Here is a 15,637-nt window from a genome sequence, read left to right as displayed (position 1 = left end):
CTCTGAGCTCACTCTGTGCATCTCTGTGTTACTATACAAACAAATGAAAAAGATTTTTAAACTCATACTAAATACCATACCGAGGCCACTGCTTATACGCCTTAGCTATGTAGCGCGCCCCATGCTGGCATTTGCCCTTAAGGGAAGCACCTATACCGATCCTATAGACGGGCGTAGTTTCCGCAACTTTTTACCATATGGGTACGGGCACCAGCGGAACAATGTACTATCTCCCAGCACACTGTCGCTGGAGCGTCACAGGCTGCTTTGGCTGTACCTGAAAAACGAAACCGACTTTTTCACCTCACCGCACAAAGTACTGCACTTTGCGCCGGAGCAGGCTTTTTACAAGCTATTCCGTGGGATGAAGAACCTGGATTACACCACTACCGACCTCTACTCTCCCCTGGCGGATGTGAAGGCCGATATTTGTAACCTGCCCTTCCAGGACAATGCGTATGACATTATACTGTGCAACCACGTTTTGGAACACATCCCCGATGATACCAAGGCGATGCAGGAACTATACCGCGTACTGAAACCGGGCGGTATGGCAATACTGCAAATCCCGCAAGACCTGAAACGTGACGTAACTTTTGAAGACAACAGCATCACCGACCCAAAGGAACGCGCACGCATCTTCGGGCAGTACGACCACGTAAGGGTGTATGGCCGTGATTATTTCGATAAGTTGCGCAGTATAGGTTTCCGTGTGGCAGAAGAAGATTATACCAAAAAACTAGACCCACAGGATGTGGAGCGTTATTGCCTTGCGAAAGGTGAAATCATCCCGGTGTGTTTTAAGGATTGATATTCTAATAAATACTATAGTACATCCCGCTACGGCGGGATTTTTTTTTGCCGACCCTGAAGGGGTCGCGCGTATTAGCCCCGAGATGAAACCCCAGGGAATCATAAATGGTTTTAATTTCGTTTGCCAAGGGCGTTGCCCCTGGATAATCCACGCGACCCCTTCAGGGTCGGCATCTAAAACGGGTATACACATTCTTCAAACAACAAATCTATAAGCATAGCAAAGCCGCCTGAAAACATTCTCAGGCGGCTTCTTTAATAAATAGTGCTATGTATTATTTGGCTTCTTCGGGCATCAGTATGGCTACGATTTTATCTTTGCCTATATACTTTTTAGCCACAGTCTGTATATCTTTTGCTGTAATAGCATTTACTTTTTCTTCCCTTTTCAGCAGGCCTTCAGCGTTTTCGCCCTGGGTATATGCATTACTGAAACCATTCAGCCAGAAGTCGTTTTCCTTAAGGTTCTTTTTGTATTCCAAAAGTTCGGCTTCCTTGTATTTGGCAAGGTCTTTTGCGTCAGGACCGTTATCTACAATTTTTTGCAGTTCACGCAGTGCGCTTTGTGTAAGCTTCTCGGCATTTTCAGGCCCGCACGGGAATGAAATGTTGAAGCTGTACTGCCCGTAAGGTACTTTGCCTATGTAGCCGTAAGCGCCTATACCGTACACACCGCTTTCGCTTTCCCTAAGCTGCTCTACCAGTTTTATGGTAAGGATTTCGCCCAGGGCTTCCATAGCCAGTGCTTCTTTGGCGTCATACGTCGTTTCACCGTAGTAGTTGATGCGTACCGAACTCTTCGGCTCTGTACCTTTGTTGAATACCTTTTTAGTATCACCCTTAGCAGTACGGAAACCGGTATCTATTACTTTCTCCCTCTTGTCAGATGAAGGCAGTGAAGCAAGGTACTTGCTTGCAAGCGCTTCAAATTTCGGTTCGTCTATATTCCCTACAAAGAAGAATTCAAAATCAGCAGCGTTGTTAAAACGCTCTTTCATTTTTTCGTAGGCAAATTTATAATCGGTATCGGCCCATGACTTTTGGTCAGGCACTACGCCAAGGAAACGTGGGTTGTCTTTGTTCATAAACGCAGAAACCTCCTGCATAAAGTAGTAGCTCGGTTCGCGCATCATGTTATCAAAGTATGCCGACTGTTTTTGCTTATACGTTTCAAAAGCCTCGTTGTCGTAGTTGATATCGGTAAAGTAACCGTATATCATCTGGAACATATATTCCAGGTCTTTAGGGGTAGCGCTGCCGCTCATGCCCTCACCATAGCTGTATATGTACGGATATACCGAAGCTATTTTACCCGACATGAATTTGGTGATGTCGTTTTTCTTCAATCCGCCAAACCCCGTCTCGTCTATAGCGCCGTTTGCCCAGCGTATTTTGCGGTAATCACTGGCTGTATACAGATTGGTACCGCCAAAGCTGGCAGCTTCCATCATTATTTCGTCATTCTTAAAGTCGGTTTTCTTGTAGGTAACCTTGGCGCCGTTACTCAGCGTAAGGGTTACGGTACCCAGCTTTTCGTTCTTTTCCCTTTTGGCAATGCTTCCTGCTTTTGGTTCACTTTTCAGCAGGGCTTTTGCCACTTCGGTATCTACATAGGCTGTAACATCGTTACCTGCCGAGTTGATTATTTGCAGCACTTCGGCTTCGGTAGGTTTTTTCAGGCCGTCTTTTTCGGGGCCGGTCATTACTATAACGCGATTGTCATCATGCAGGAAGCCGTTGATAAGCACGTTAACTTCCTCAAGTTTGATTTCAGGCAACAACTTCTTTTGCATTTCATATGTCCATGCTATAGATGGAGAAGCATTTTTACGCAGGAAGTTGCTCTGGAAATCCCACACGAAGTTAGACGATTCGGTCTTCTCCCTGTCGTTATAAGACGATTCGGCATACGAAAGCAGTTCCTGTTTCGCCCTTTCGAATTCACCCTGGCCAAAACCAAATTTCTTTACCCTGTTATTTTCATTTACCAGGGCACGTAGCGCATCAAGCTGCTTAGTATCCTGGGTCATGGCAAACGACTGGTAACCTTCTTTGTCGCGTGTCCATCCGCCGCCGTGGTAGCTGTAACCGTAGATAAACGGAGGGTTGGCATTGTTGCTTTGCTCCTGTAGCCTGTTGTTTATCATGGTGCTGTACAGGCCTTCCACAAGGTCTTTGCGGTAGTCGGCTACGGTAACGGTAGGCTTAGCAGTTACCTTGTCTTTGTAGAAAATGTTTACATCGGAGTTAGAAGCTTCTTTGTCGCTTTCTATACATACAAAGGTTTCGGCATGGTTTGGCAGTTCGTAGGTAACGCGTGGGCGCTCTTTTTTAGGGTTTTTGTAGCTTTCAAAATGTTCTTTGATTTTCTTTTCCATTTTGTCTACATCAATATCGCCCACAACAATCACCGCCATCAGGTCAGGCCTGTACCAGTCTTTATAAAAACGGGTAAGGGTTTCGTATTTAAACTTTTCAAGGATGTCTTTTTTACCTATCGGAAGTCGGTCTGCATAGTGCGATTTGTACAGTACCTTCGGCAGGAAGCGTTTTTCCATACGGTCGCTGGCGCCAAGGCCCAGGCGGTATTCTTCCAGTACCACTCCGCGTTCCTTATCTATTTCTTCGGGGGTAAGCACGGCGTTAAATGCCCAGTCTTCCAGTATCTGGAAACCTTTCTCCAGCTTTTCGGCATCGTCTGAAGGGATGGGTAAAAAGTACACCGTTTCGTCAAAGCTGGTGTAGGCATTAAGGTGCTGGCCAAATTTCACCCCTATGCTTTGCAGGTAGTCTACCAGCTTGTTTTTAGGGAAACGTTTGGTTCCGTTAAAGTTCATGTGCTCCATAAAGTGGGCAAGTCCCTGCTGGTCGTCGTCTTCCATAAGGGAGCCGGCATTTACCACCAGGCGCAGGTCTACTTTGTTTTCGGGCTTTGCATTCTTTTTAATGTAATACGTAAGGCCATTTTTTAAGGTGCCGGTACGCACACTTGGGTCAAGCGGAATGGGTTGGTTTAAGTCTTGCGCAAAAGATAACACAGGGGCTGCCAGGAGCAGCCAGAATGAAATTTTTTTCATAAGTTGTAAATTGAATTGGTTTGCTGTTAAAACTACAAAAAAAGTTTTAAATACGCGTTAAAGTATTTCCAACGTTAAGCCAATACAATTATTGTTTAAACACCTGTATTGTTTTCATTTTCACATAAAAGATAAAAACAATACAGATGCCCTGTTTTACAACTTAATTAGAAAGGATTGCTTTTTTTGATTGCTCTTTAGTAACAACAATAAAGCCTATATTGTTTGCTTCATCTGTCATTTCTTTCCTAACCTTATATACAAAATTATCTTTTTCAAAGCTATTGATTCTTTTCCGTACTTTTTCTGCATGTGAATCTATAGCTGTAATCTTTCCTGTTTTTGTTTGTGGATCCAGCAGCACTGTAGCTTTACCCGCAAATTCTAAGTTACCTGTTTCCGGGATAAGCTTATTAATATTGGTTGTAAAAGTATCACTACCTATAAAATCGGGGGTTGCATAAATCCATGTACTCATAGGGTAAATCGAGTTCTCGTATTTAAACAAATCCGCAAAATAAATTTTATCGTACATATCTACCTCCATAAGATGTTTTAAATCTTCATCTCGCCTGATTTCCTTTTGTGCAATAAAAGAATTGGTTAATAGCGAGTACGAATTGTTTGCTGCTATGTTTTTATACAACCTACTTATTGAAAACGTACAATAAACCATGTTGTTGTAGCTCGTAATTGTGTGTATTTTACAAAAACTTATATTGTTCTCTCTTGCGGCTTTACTAAATTCGTTAAATGTTAATAATTTTAAATTTTCCGGTTCTGGGTTACGCTCTTGCAAATTATAAATCCTAAGTGAATCTTTTAATGACTTACTAAGGTAAGTAATCTCATAGGCCTCCGCGCCTTTTAATTTCAAATCCCTTTGAAAAAGTAAAGCCACATCCATTTTGGGATTAACCGTTAAAAAGCTATTCAATGGCATAATCCTCGTTTCAATGTCGCTTGGGATTACGATGGAATCTGTAAACTTAGCCACCAATTTAGTGCCATCGTCGTTGTTTAGATTAATATAATTTTGGATGGCAGTAACATCATCAATAAATATCTTGCCTTTTCTTAGATATAATTGGGTTCTCCCATTTACATTAAACATCGAAAAAACACTTTTGTCGAAATAATAATTATAGTCAAGCTTAAACTTCTTCAGGTTTTTTTTTGCATACGCCATGTTGTCTGTAACAACATTAACCTGTAACTTACTATTATTTTTTTCAAGCTCAGGCAATATTGATTGCAAGAAAAAGATGCATTTTTCACAATCGATAGAAGAATAAAGTATGGTAATACTATTTGATAGTTCGTCATGAGTATGGTTTGCTACAACGTACTCGTCAATTTTTTTGTAATCTGCTTTAGCCGCAGGGTTAATCTGGGCTTGGGCAAATCCAAAGAATAACAGGGATAAAAACGGAATTACTTTTATAAGCTTTTTCATAAAAAAATTATGGGGAGATAACTCTCCCCATTACATATTTAGTTAATCTGAAATCAATTCTATAGCCAGGTAATTAGACCCCCTGTCTACCTGCTCTATTGTACCCTCATAAATCCTCGGAACTGAAGGATTTTCGTAGGTTGTCAATTGAGCCTGAAAGCCCTTAACTATAACCGGACCATTAACAACAATTTTATAACACTCTTCATTATACCACTGGTCACAGGTAATAGTAAGTTTAGTTTTATCACCCTCAGTTTCAACTGTAGTGGTGTTTTTACCTTTAACCGTGATTGTGGTGTTTTGCGCAAAAGCCCCCCCCCATACAGGCAAAAGCTCCTAAAAGAAAAAGTTTCTTCATAAACATAATTTTAAATGATTTTAAGTAAAATTAACAGAACTTATAATTGAAAAATCACAATAAAATGTTAAACTGCCGGAGCCCATACTTAAAGTTTTTAGTAATAATATAATCACTATCTTTACGTTGATTATTTAAATAAAATACCAACATGATACAGCCTTTAAGCAAAATTGCGGCTATTATCTTACTTTTCATTTCTATTAGTGCTTTTGCGCAGTCTCCGCAGGAAGTAGCACCACCCTACAACATAAAAACAATTTCGTTCAGGCAAAACAATGAAAATGTATTCCCGTACTTTAGGCTGGGCGACACCTTTACTGTGACCTTTGACGATTTGTTTGGCAACGAGGCCAACTACTATTACACGCTGCAGCATTGTAATTATGACTGGACACCCAGCACCCAGCTTACAACTAACGACTACATACAGGGTTTTGACAACCAGCGTATACAAACCTATAACAACTCGTTTAATACCCTGCAGATATACAGCAGGTACGAACTGAGTTTCCCGAATAAGTTTACGCGGATATTAATCACCGGAAATTATATACTGAGCATACTGAATGATGACCGCGAAGTGGTATTTACCCGCAGGTTTATAGTATACGAAGAGCGTGTAAGCGTACCGGTACAGGTAAAACGCGGCCGCGATATGCAAAACATACAACAGACACAGAACCTGGATTTTGCTGTAAAAAGCGAATCGGTATTGTTCCAAAGCCCGCTTACCAATGTTAAAGTGGCACTGTTCCAGAACGGGCGTTTTGATAATGCCATTTACAACGTAAAACCGCAGTACACCATAGGCAACGACCTTATATACAAGTATAATAAGGAAACCCAGTTTTGGGGCGGCAATGAGTACTGGTATTTCGAAAACAAGAGCATAAGGAACCCTGTGGGCAATGTGCTTAAAGTAACCTCGGGCGAAATTTACAATACCATACTCTACCCTACCGAAGCACGCGGCACCAAGCCGTACACCAACTACCCCGATGTAAACGGTAATTTTGTGATACTGAACAACAACCTTAGTGTTACCGACAGTAACCTGGAAAGCGACTACAGCTGGGTATACTTTAAGCTGAATGCTCCGCTGCTGTTTGACAAAAAATCGGTGTACGTAGGTGGTTTGTTTAATAACTATGCCAAGACTGATGAGTATAAACTGGACTATAACGAAAAGGAAAATGTATACGAAAAAGCCATAATGATAAAACAGGGCTTTACAAACTACATGTACATCTTAACCAATAAAGACGGTTCTATAGACGGTGAAGACGCACCGGACGGCAATTATTACCAGACCGAAAACCAGTACGACATTTTTGTGTACTACCGCCAGAACAATGAACGTTATGACCGCGTTGTAGGCCACGGCACAGCAAATTCGGAAAACATTATCAACTAAAACACAAAGAGTTAAAATTCTGTTGGCAGTAATTTAATAAGCAGCGGTTAGCCTGCGTATATATAAATTGCTATCTTTGCATCAACCATTCAGTATCAGGGCAAAAAGATATGGTAACACAAATAACACGAGGCATAAAGATTTCTGTTTCTACCAGTTTTGAAGGTACTTACTTCAAAAACTACAGGATACAGTTTGCTTTCAGCTACCAGGTTACCATAGAAAACCAAAGCAAAGACTCCGTTCAGCTGAATACCCGTCACTGGGAAATCTACGACTCCCTTAACGACCTTGAAATTGTAGACGGCGAAGGCGTTATCGGCAAAAAGCCCGTATTAAAGCCCGGCGAAAAACACACCTACAGCAGTGGCTGCCTGCTTTCTTCTCCTTTCGGGGCTATGAGGGGTTACTTCAGCATGGTGAACTTTACCACTACACGTACTTTTAAGGTAATAGTACCTACCTTCAGGCTTAGCGCCCCGTTTGCATTAAACTAACACATCGGTAACATTTAATACTTTGTTTGCTTCGGCAAAGGCATTTCCTTTGTACCTTTAAAATCAAAACCGGGTATTTATAATGTCTCACAGCCACTCGCACCATCACCATGGGCACGACCATTCACATCACACCTCTGCCAAAAACATAAAGGCAGCCTTTTTCCTTAACCTGGGATTTACCATCCTGGAGTCTGTGGGTGGCTTTTACGTAAACAGCGTTTCCATACTGTCTGATGCGCTGCACGACCTTGGCGACAGCCTTTCACTCGGTATATCATGGTACCTGCACAACAAGTCTGCACAAAAGGCCGATGCCAAGTTTACCTTTGGCTATAGCCGTTTCAGCCTGCTGGGTGCGCTTATAAACAGCGTGATACTTATCCTTGGTTCCGGTTTTGTGTTGTATGAAGCTGTAAACCGCCTTATACACCCTGAACAGGCCGATGCTACGGGCATGCTGTACTTTGCCGTACTGGGCATAGCGGTAAACGGCTATGCTGCCTACAGGCTTATGGGCGGCACTTCTATGAACGAACGCGTGGTAAGCTGGCACCTTATAGAAGACGTGCTGGGCTGGGTGGCGGTGCTTATAGTATCTATAGTAATGATGTTTACCGATGCCCCATGGCTAGATCCGGTGCTATCGTTGTGTATAACATTGTTTATACTGTACAATGTTATCGGCAGGCTTAAGGAAACCATGATAATACTACTACAGGGTGCGCCTGCCGATATAGATGCCGATGCCATACGCAACGAAATACTGCAACTGCCTTATGTAACCGGCATGCACCATGTAAACATCTGGTCGCTGGAAGGCGAACACCATGTATACACTGCCCATATAAAAACACAGGGCATAACTACTTTTCCCGAAATTGTAGCAGTAAAACGCGGCGTGAAGGACATCCTGAAAAAACACCCCTTTACTTACTATACCATAGAAGTAGAAATTGAAGGCGAAGAGTGCGAACACGCAGCCGGAAAAGAGGAAGTAACCGAATAAAAGAATCCCGCTATGAAATAACTCATAGCGGGATTCTTGTTTGTATCGATAGCTTCAATTGAATTTTACTCAATCTGAAATCTACATTCTAAAATCTAAAATTTTATCCTTGTGCTGTTTCCACATCCTTGTCTATTTTCTTAACAAGGCCTTGCAGTACATTACCCGGGCCAACTTCAGTAAATAAAGCAGCGCCATCGGCTATCATGTTTTGTACGCTTTGCGTCCACTTAACCGGAGCTGTAAGCTGTATAATAAGGTTTTTCTTGATTTCTTCAGCATCGGTAACTGCGGTAGCAGGCACATTTTGGTACACCGGGCACACCGGGTTAGCAAACGTAGTAGCCTCTATGGCGGCAGCAAGCTCCTCGCGGGCAGGCTCCATCATCGGGCTGTGGAACGCACCGCCTACAGGCAGTATCAGGGCGCGCTTGGCACCGGCAGCTTTCAGGGCTTCGCAGGCAGCTTCCACGGCTTTGGTTTCGCCGCTTATTACCAGCTGGCCGGGGCAGTTATAGTTGGCAGCAACCACCACACCGTCTATAGAAGCACATACATCTTCTACAATTTTATCTTCAAGGCCCAGTACAGCAGCCATGGTGCTTGGGGTAATTTCACAAGCTTTTTGCATGGCAAGGGCACGCTGGCTTACCAGTTTCAGGCCGTCTTCAAACGTAAGGGCACCGGCAGCAACCAGCGCACTGAATTCGCCCAGCGAATGTCCGGCAACCATATCAGGTGTAAAGCTGTCGCCAAGGGTTTTTGCCTTAATAACCGAATGTAAAAATACGGCAGGCTGGGTCACACGGGTTTCTTTCAGTTCTTCGGCAGTGCCTTCAAACATTATGTCTGTAATACGGAAACCAAGGATGTCGTTTGCTTTTTCAAAAAGTTCCTTTGCTTCAGCCGAACCTTCGTACAGGTCTTTACCCATACCGGTAAACTGGGCACCCTGGCCCGGAAAAACGTATGCTTTCATTTTGTTTAGTTTCTGTTTTAAAGAGGCTTATGCAGCCCCTGCTTGTTTTTTGTACGGGCAAAAATACGCTTTTTTTACTTTATGGGTATACGGCCGATATTTTGTAACTTCATGCTAAACATAAAACCATGAAAATAGCCACTTATAACGTAAATGGTGTAAACGGACACCTGCCGGTACTGCTACGCTGGCTGGAAGAAACCAAACCCGATGTAGTGTGCCTACAGGAACTGAAAGCACCCGACGAAAAATTCCCGCTGGAAGCCATAAATGCTGCCGGGTACAACGCTATTTGGCACGGGCAAAAAAGTTGGAACGGTGTGGCTATACTGTCCCGTGGTTATGAAATACAGGAAATAGGACGCGGCCTTCCCGGCGACCCTGAAGACGAGCAAAGTCGCTACATAGAGGCGATGGTAAATAACGTTCTTATTGTTTGCCTGTACCTGCCTAATGGCAACCCTGCACCCGGGCCTAAATTCGACTATAAGCTGAAATGGTTCGGCAGGCTGGCGGCGAGGGCACAGCAGTTGCTCGACTTGAAAATCCCTGTGGTTATAGCGGGCGATTATAATGTAATACCAACCGAAAAAGACGCTTACAAACCCGAACGCTGGGTAGAGGATGCGTTGTTCCGCCCGGAAACGCGTGAGGCATTCCATAACCTGATAGCACAGGGATGGACAGATGCGTTGCGAAAGCTATACCCTGATGAGACTATTTATACCTATTGGGATTATTTCCGAAATGCCTACGGGCGCAATGCCGGCCTGCGTATAGACCATTTCCTGCTCAGTAATGAAGCCCTGCCCATGCTAAAGGATGTGGGGGTAGATAAACAGGTGCGCGGCTGGGAAAAAACCAGCGACCACGCCCCGGTTTGGATAGAATTGAAGGAAAAATAAAAGTAGTCATAATTTCGAGTGAAGCTGCTCCCTCTCTTTTGGAGAGGGCTGAGGTGAGGCTAATAAAAAAATCCCGCCGAAGCGGGATTCACCAAAAAAACATAATAACCGGAACTCTCATTTACGAGCAGAGAGTAATAGCACCCGGTCGGCACTATTCCATTTGAGTTGTTAATCGCCCGGAATTCGGGTATTGTTATAAAACAAAGTAGCCGTTTTTGGCGGGCTGTAATTGCTTTAGTATCGTTTCAAGGTCAGCATCGGTACAGTTGGCCTGCACCATTTGCATCAGGTTCTTTTCTATCGTACTGCTAATGGTAATCATCGGCGTGTCTGTAGGGCGGTTTTCAAACGGATCCTGCAGGTGCAATGCCATTTTTTCAATCAGGAAACACGCAGCCCCTATCATGGCTACTACCGGTATTTGCAGGTAGCCAAGGTAATCCTTCAGTCCGAATGGCAACAGTACTACAAACAAGCACAGCGTAAACCTTATGTACAGCGTATATGTAGTAGGGAAAACCGTGTTCTTTATACGTTCGCATTTGCCCATGGCATCACACAGTTTGGTAAGCGTGCTGTCTATTTCTATCTGCTGGTATTTGTTTATATGGCCGTTTTCCAGAGCCCGTTTCAGGTCATTGGCATGCAATAGCAATAAAGCATTCGGCACATGGTCAAATCCCTTTACAAATTCAAATTCATCGGGTGTAAGCAGTGTGCTTATAGGCTTAATGGCATCCTTTTCACGAAGCGATTGTGATAGTGCATAGCACCATGCGGCCTGCCTTTTGGCAAAACGCTCTTTAAAGAGGTTCCCCTCGCTAGCATCAAAACCGGTGTCTTTATAAAAAGACAGCACCTGGCGTATCAATGTGCGCGAATCGTTCACTATAGCACCCCAAACGGTGCGGGCTTCCCACCAGCGGTCGTACGCCTGGTTGCTTTTAAAAGCCAATAGTAAGGAAATAATGGTACCCAGTATGGCCGGTACCGCTATGGGTATGTTTACCGAAGTTAGGTTGGCCAGGTGGTGTATCAGCTCAAAGCTTACCGCATACAATATCACGAGCGCCAGCTCTACCTTAATTTTACCCAACACATAGCTGAGCGGTATGTTTTGCTTTAGCAGCATTATATCCTCCTTTCTTCCTTTTGCCAAATCGGAAAGACGATTGTAGCAAACAATTGTGTGTGTGTGTGTGTGTGATGTATACAGGGCTGTATATCAGGAATACACTACCCTATCTACAAAGCAATTGTTTTAAAATTAGAAAAGATTTAAAACCCGGTTAGAAGTACATTAGAAAATACATTAGAATCTCTAATGTTTAATTTTTGGGATGGTTGAAAACAATGCTCACCTCGGTACCTTTGCCGGGTTCACTTTGCACTTTCATATCGCCATTGTGCATTTTTATAATACGCATGGCCATGGGCAGGCCCAATCCATAACCGGTATATCTTGAAGCCTCTTTACCCCTGAAGAAAGGTTCGTACAAATGTGGAAGGTCTTCCGCAGGGATGCCAATGCCTATATCGCTTACATTTATCCTGATGGCTTTTTCATCTGCCGAAAGGGTTACAAATACATTGTGGTTGTCGCTGTATTTAATACCGTTAATAATAATATTACCCAAGGCCAGTTCCAGCAACGGGCGGTTGCAGGAAAGTGTAAGTTGTAGCTCATCCTCTGGCATACCGTCCATGCGCAGGGTAACGCGGTTACCTGGGTGTGTTTTATCCAAGCTGCTCATTACTTCCATAAGCAACTCATCCATACGAATGGTTTCCATAACCTGCTTGTTACCGTCATAGCCCGTTTGGGTAAGCTTCAGCATACTTTCGGTAAGGTTGCCCAGGCGCGATGCCTGCTTGTGTATGTTTTGTAATACTTCTTCATATTCGGCAGTATCGCGCTCCTTCAGCAGGGCGATTTCACTTTCGGCAATTATAGTAGCAATAGGCGTTTTCAGTTCGTGCGATGCATTGTTTATGAAATTCCCCTGCAACTCAAAACTTGTTTGCAGGCGGTTCAGCATGCTGTTAAAGGTTTGGGTAAGGTCGTATATGGCATCGTTTTCATCGGCATCGGGCATGGGCAGGCGGCTGTGCAGGTTGCTGGCGCTGATGCGTTTTACTTCCTTGGTAATACTTGAAACCGGATTGATTACACGCCGTGCTAAAAACCGCCCGAACAGGTACGCCAGCAGCATAAAGCCTACTCCGCCAAAAAGCAGTATACGCGTTACATACACCGTGGTACGTGTACCCCGTATGTCTCTTGCACCTACAATAACCATGTATTTTATACCCCGCTCGTCAAAAATCTGGGCGTAGTGGTAGTACCCCTGGTACTGGGTGTAGCCGCTGCCGTTTTTCATCACTTCGTCATAAAACTCGTGGGGCAGGTGCAGTGCGGTGTTATAGTCAAACGAGCTGGGGCCGTTTATCTTCAGTACAAAATCGCTTTCCTCTATCAGCTCCTCAAGGCCGTTCTTTTTCAGGTTACGGTAGTATTCGGCTTTTTCAGGATCGTGCTGGTAATGTATAGAGGCTACAATTTTGGCACGGTCTACGAGCCGTTGTACAAAATAATACTCATTATTAAACCTGAAAAGAAAAAACACCATAACGCACAGCAACAGCGTACTGATGCCGCTAAGTGCAATGTAAGTAAGGGTGATTTTCTTTTTAATTTCCATATGTTACGTCTTCAGTACGTAGCCAAGGCCTTTTATAGTATGTATCAGCTTCAGGTCGTAGGGCTTGTCTATCTTATTGCGCAGGTAGTTAATGTACACGTCTACCACATTGGTATTCATGTCAAAATTAATATTCCACACATTGTCCAGTATTTTTTCGCGGCTCAGTATTGTCCCCTGGTTTTTGGCAAGGTAATACAGTAGGCGGAACTCTTTTGCCGTAAGGCTTATGGGCTGGCCTTCGCGCTGCACTGATTTGGTACGGCGGTCTATCTCCAGGTCGGCTATGGTGATGCGTTCGGCAGGTTTTTGCTCCTGCGATGCACGGCGTGCCAATGCATTAATGCGCGCCTCAAGTTCAGTAAACTTAAACGGCTTTGCCATATAATCATCCGCGCCCGAATTAAGCCCCATTACTATATTGTCGCTGCTGTTCAGTGCGGTAAGCATCAGTATGGGCACGTTGTTGCCTTCTGCACGCAGGCGGCGGCAAATTTCTATACCGTTTATATCGGGCAGCATAACGTCGAGCACCACCACATCATACGTATTGGCGGCAAGCATTTGCAGTGCCGTAGCCCCGTCAAGGGCGGCGCTTACATCGTGGTTGCTTTCCGATAGCCCCTTGCGTACTACCGACAGCAACTGGGGTTCGTCTTCTACTAACAGGATTTTCATACCGGGCAAAATACCGAATTATTTTATTAATTGCCTTAAAACTGCCGTAACATTTTTAGAATAGGCACTACTAATATAGCAAAACACCTAAACATGAAAAAATCAGCCATCATTATTGTACCCGTACTGGCCTTCCTTTTTGTATATATCGGCTTGCCGGTAATCGGTTTCGGCTTCCTGAAATTCCCGTTCTTTATCTTGGTATTGTTACTGGTACTGCTGGTAACTACGTCGGGTACCGAGACCTCGGGCAAAAAAGTGATTGTAAAACCATCTAAAATAATGCGCCCTTTGCTGTACGGCATGGGTGTAGTATTCGCTTATATACTTATTTCTGCCTTTATCAGCGCGCCAATGTTCCGCAGCAGCGACTACCGTGCGCTTATTGGTACAATAAAAAACGGTACCGATATGCACCACCACATTACCCCGCTGGATATAGACAACGTACGTGTAGTAGACCAGGACCTTGCCTACCTCCTTGGTGAAAAAATATTGGGCAGCGAACCTGCACTGGGCAGCAAGGCTACACTGGGCAACTTCAGCATACAGAAGGTAAACGGCCAACTGTACTGGGTGGCCCCGCTATTGCACTCGGGCTTTTTTAAGTGGGCCAATAACCGCGAGGGTACTCCCGGCTATGTTATGGTTTCGGCGACCAATGAGCGCGATGTGAAGCTGGTAGAGAAAGTAAACGGAAAGGGCATCAATATAAAATACCAGCCGGGTTCGTTCTTCTTTGAAGACCTGGAGCGTTACCTGTACTTTAATGGGTATGCCTCTACCGGCCTTGCCGACTATACCTTTGAGGTAGACGACGAGGGTAACCCGTTTTGGGTAGTAACCAAATTCAAAAAACAGGTGGGCGTATCGGGTGACGATGCTACCGGTATAGTGGTGGTAGATGCCGCAACCGGTAAAATAACAGAACACCCTGTACACGATATCCCTGCCTGGGTAGACCGTGTACAGCCACAGGAATTTATAGAAGACCAGCTGAACGACTGGGGTGAGTATGTACGCGGCTACTGGAACTTTAGCGGTGAAGGCAAGCTACAGACTACCGAAGATATGACACTGGTATATGGCGAAAACAACAAATCGTACTGGTACACCGGGCTTAGCTCGGTAGGTAAGGAAGAATCTGCTGTTGGCTTTGTGCTCGTTGATACCAAGACCAAGGAAGCTACCTACTATAATCAAAGTGGCGCTACCGAATATGCCGCACAGCAATCGGCTGAGGGTAAGGTTCAGGAAAAAGGCTATAAAGCTTCTATGCCGGTGCCGTACAACATAAACAACATACCTACGTATGTAATGACGCTGAAAGACGATGGCGGCCTGGTAAAGATGTATGCAATGGTTTCTATAGCCGACTATACCATAGTGGGGGTGGGCAACACCATGCAGGAAACCCTTATGGCATACAAAAACGTATACAACATGGCCGATAACCGTATTAACCCTGCTCAGGCTACACCAAAAGTGGCGGTAAAATCGGTAGTGGAGCGTATACACAGCGATATAAAGAATGGCAACAGTTTCTATTACTTTACTCTTCCGGGTGATAAGCGCATCTTCATCGGCTCGTCGCAAATATCGAATGAACTGCCGGTAACCCAGGCGGGTGACAGTATCAGCATATCATTTGACAATGATTCAGAAAAGGTGATTAACGTTTCGGCGTTCCAGAACCTTTCGCTACAGTCGAAAAAATAGGATAAAAACAAATACAATTAT

12 protein-coding genes are annotated in these 15,637 nt (G+C 44.2%); 6 read left to right on the top strand and 6 right to left on the bottom strand.

Going from position 1 to position 15,637, the window contains the following annotated elements:
* Window positions 1–43: 43 nt before the first annotated feature.
* Complete coding sequence (locus tag ACZIX4_RS11615) at window positions 44–811, top strand: class I SAM-dependent methyltransferase (protein ID WP_463335805.1); 768 nt, start codon at window positions 44–46, stop codon at window positions 809–811.
* A 277-nt stretch (window positions 812–1,088) separates the two neighbouring features.
* Here ACZIX4_RS11615 and ACZIX4_RS11610 read toward each other — a convergent pair whose 3' ends face one another.
* Window positions 1,089–3,890, bottom strand: coding sequence for a M16 family metallopeptidase (locus tag ACZIX4_RS11610; RefSeq protein WP_463335804.1), 2,802 nt, complete (start codon window positions 3,888–3,890; stop codon window positions 1,089–1,091).
* A gap of 163 nt (window positions 3,891–4,053) precedes the next feature.
* Window positions 4,054–5,346, bottom strand: coding sequence for a hypothetical protein (locus tag ACZIX4_RS11605; RefSeq protein ID WP_463335803.1), 1,293 nt, complete (start codon window positions 5,344–5,346; stop codon window positions 4,054–4,056).
* 512 nt (window positions 5,347–5,858) lie between these two features.
* Between ACZIX4_RS11605 and ACZIX4_RS11600 the strand changes: the two genes are divergently transcribed.
* The 3 genes from ACZIX4_RS11600 to ACZIX4_RS11590 all read left to right on the top strand — a co-directional run bounded on the left by ACZIX4_RS11600 (window position 5,859) and on the right by ACZIX4_RS11590 (window position 8,630).
* Window positions 5,859–7,124 (top strand): type IX secretion system plug protein, encoded by a 1,266-nt coding sequence (locus ACZIX4_RS11600; RefSeq protein WP_463335802.1) that lies wholly within the window; start codon window positions 5,859–5,861, stop codon window positions 7,122–7,124.
* A 110-nt stretch (window positions 7,125–7,234) separates the two neighbouring features.
* Window positions 7,235–7,621: a Co2+/Mg2+ efflux protein ApaG gene (gene apaG / locus ACZIX4_RS11595; protein WP_411405050.1), complete on the top strand. Its 387-nt coding sequence runs from the start codon at window positions 7,235–7,237 to the stop codon at window positions 7,619–7,621.
* Between the two features lie 82 nt (window positions 7,622–7,703).
* Window positions 7,704–8,630 (top strand): cation diffusion facilitator family transporter, encoded by a 927-nt coding sequence (locus ACZIX4_RS11590; RefSeq protein WP_463335801.1) that lies wholly within the window; start codon window positions 7,704–7,706, stop codon window positions 8,628–8,630.
* A gap of 103 nt (window positions 8,631–8,733) precedes the next feature.
* Here ACZIX4_RS11590 and fabD read toward each other — a convergent pair whose 3' ends face one another.
* The gene (fabD, locus tag ACZIX4_RS11585) at window positions 8,734–9,609 is read right to left on the bottom strand and encodes an ACP S-malonyltransferase (protein ID WP_463335800.1); all 876 of its coding nucleotides are present in this window, start codon (window positions 9,607–9,609) and stop codon (window positions 8,734–8,736) included.
* 128 nt (window positions 9,610–9,737) lie between these two features.
* Between fabD and xth the strand changes: the two genes are divergently transcribed.
* Complete coding sequence (gene xth, locus ACZIX4_RS11580) at window positions 9,738–10,514, top strand: exodeoxyribonuclease III (RefSeq protein ID WP_463335799.1); 777 nt, start codon at window positions 9,738–9,740, stop codon at window positions 10,512–10,514.
* Between the two features lie 196 nt (window positions 10,515–10,710).
* Here xth and ACZIX4_RS11575 read toward each other — a convergent pair whose 3' ends face one another.
* The 3 genes from ACZIX4_RS11575 to ACZIX4_RS11565 form a co-directional block, all read right to left on the bottom strand.
* Complete coding sequence (locus ACZIX4_RS11575; protein ID WP_463335798.1) at window positions 10,711–11,676, bottom strand: bestrophin family protein; 966 nt, start codon at window positions 11,674–11,676, stop codon at window positions 10,711–10,713.
* A 169-nt stretch (window positions 11,677–11,845) separates the two neighbouring features.
* Window positions 11,846–13,219, bottom strand: a complete 1,374-nt coding sequence (locus ACZIX4_RS11570) for a sensor histidine kinase (protein ID WP_463335797.1) — start codon at window positions 13,217–13,219, stop codon at window positions 11,846–11,848.
* Window positions 13,220–13,222: 3 nt separating this feature from the next.
* Window positions 13,223–13,897 (bottom strand): response regulator transcription factor, encoded by a 675-nt coding sequence (locus ACZIX4_RS11565; protein WP_463335796.1) that lies wholly within the window; start codon window positions 13,895–13,897, stop codon window positions 13,223–13,225.
* Between the two features lie 93 nt (window positions 13,898–13,990).
* On the opposite strand from ACZIX4_RS11565, the gene ACZIX4_RS11560 reads away from it, so the two are divergent.
* Window positions 13,991–15,616: a hypothetical protein gene (locus ACZIX4_RS11560; protein WP_463335795.1), complete on the top strand. Its 1,626-nt coding sequence runs from the start codon at window positions 13,991–13,993 to the stop codon at window positions 15,614–15,616.
* Window positions 15,617–15,637 lie beyond the last annotated feature (21 nt).

Source organism: Flavobacterium niveum (genome assembly GCF_055231775.1).
This window is presented reverse-complemented; position numbering and strand designations above follow the sequence as displayed.

What these genes read in the sequence shown, in the direction of transcription:
- ACZIX4_RS11565 (WP_463335796.1), bottom strand. Translation starts at nt 13,897, where the DNA reads ATGAAAATCCTGTTAGTAGAAGACGAACCCCAGTTGCTGTCGGTAGTA.
- ACZIX4_RS11605 (WP_463335803.1), bottom strand. Translation starts at nt 5,346, where the DNA reads ATGAAAAAGCTTATAAAAGTAATTCCGTTTTTATCCCTGTTATTCTTT.
- ACZIX4_RS11615 (WP_463335805.1), top strand. Translation starts at nt 44, where the DNA reads ATGAAAAAGATTTTTAAACTCATACTAAATACCATACCGAGGCCACTG.
- ACZIX4_RS11610 (WP_463335804.1), bottom strand. Translation starts at nt 3,890, where the DNA reads ATGAAAAAAATTTCATTCTGGCTGCTCCTGGCAGCCCCTGTGTTATCT.
- ACZIX4_RS11590 (WP_463335801.1), top strand. Translation starts at nt 7,704, where the DNA reads ATGTCTCACAGCCACTCGCACCATCACCATGGGCACGACCATTCACAT.
- ACZIX4_RS11600 (WP_463335802.1), top strand. Translation starts at nt 5,859, where the DNA reads ATGATACAGCCTTTAAGCAAAATTGCGGCTATTATCTTACTTTTCATT.
- ACZIX4_RS11570 (WP_463335797.1), bottom strand. Translation starts at nt 13,219, where the DNA reads ATGGAAATTAAAAAGAAAATCACCCTTACTTACATTGCACTTAGCGGC.
- ACZIX4_RS11560 (WP_463335795.1), top strand. Translation starts at nt 13,991, where the DNA reads ATGAAAAAATCAGCCATCATTATTGTACCCGTACTGGCCTTCCTTTTT.
- fabD (WP_463335800.1), bottom strand. Translation starts at nt 9,609, where the DNA reads ATGAAAGCATACGTTTTTCCGGGCCAGGGTGCCCAGTTTACCGGTATG.
- apaG (WP_411405050.1), top strand. Translation starts at nt 7,235, where the DNA reads ATGGTAACACAAATAACACGAGGCATAAAGATTTCTGTTTCTACCAGT.
- xth (WP_463335799.1), top strand. Translation starts at nt 9,738, where the DNA reads ATGAAAATAGCCACTTATAACGTAAATGGTGTAAACGGACACCTGCCG.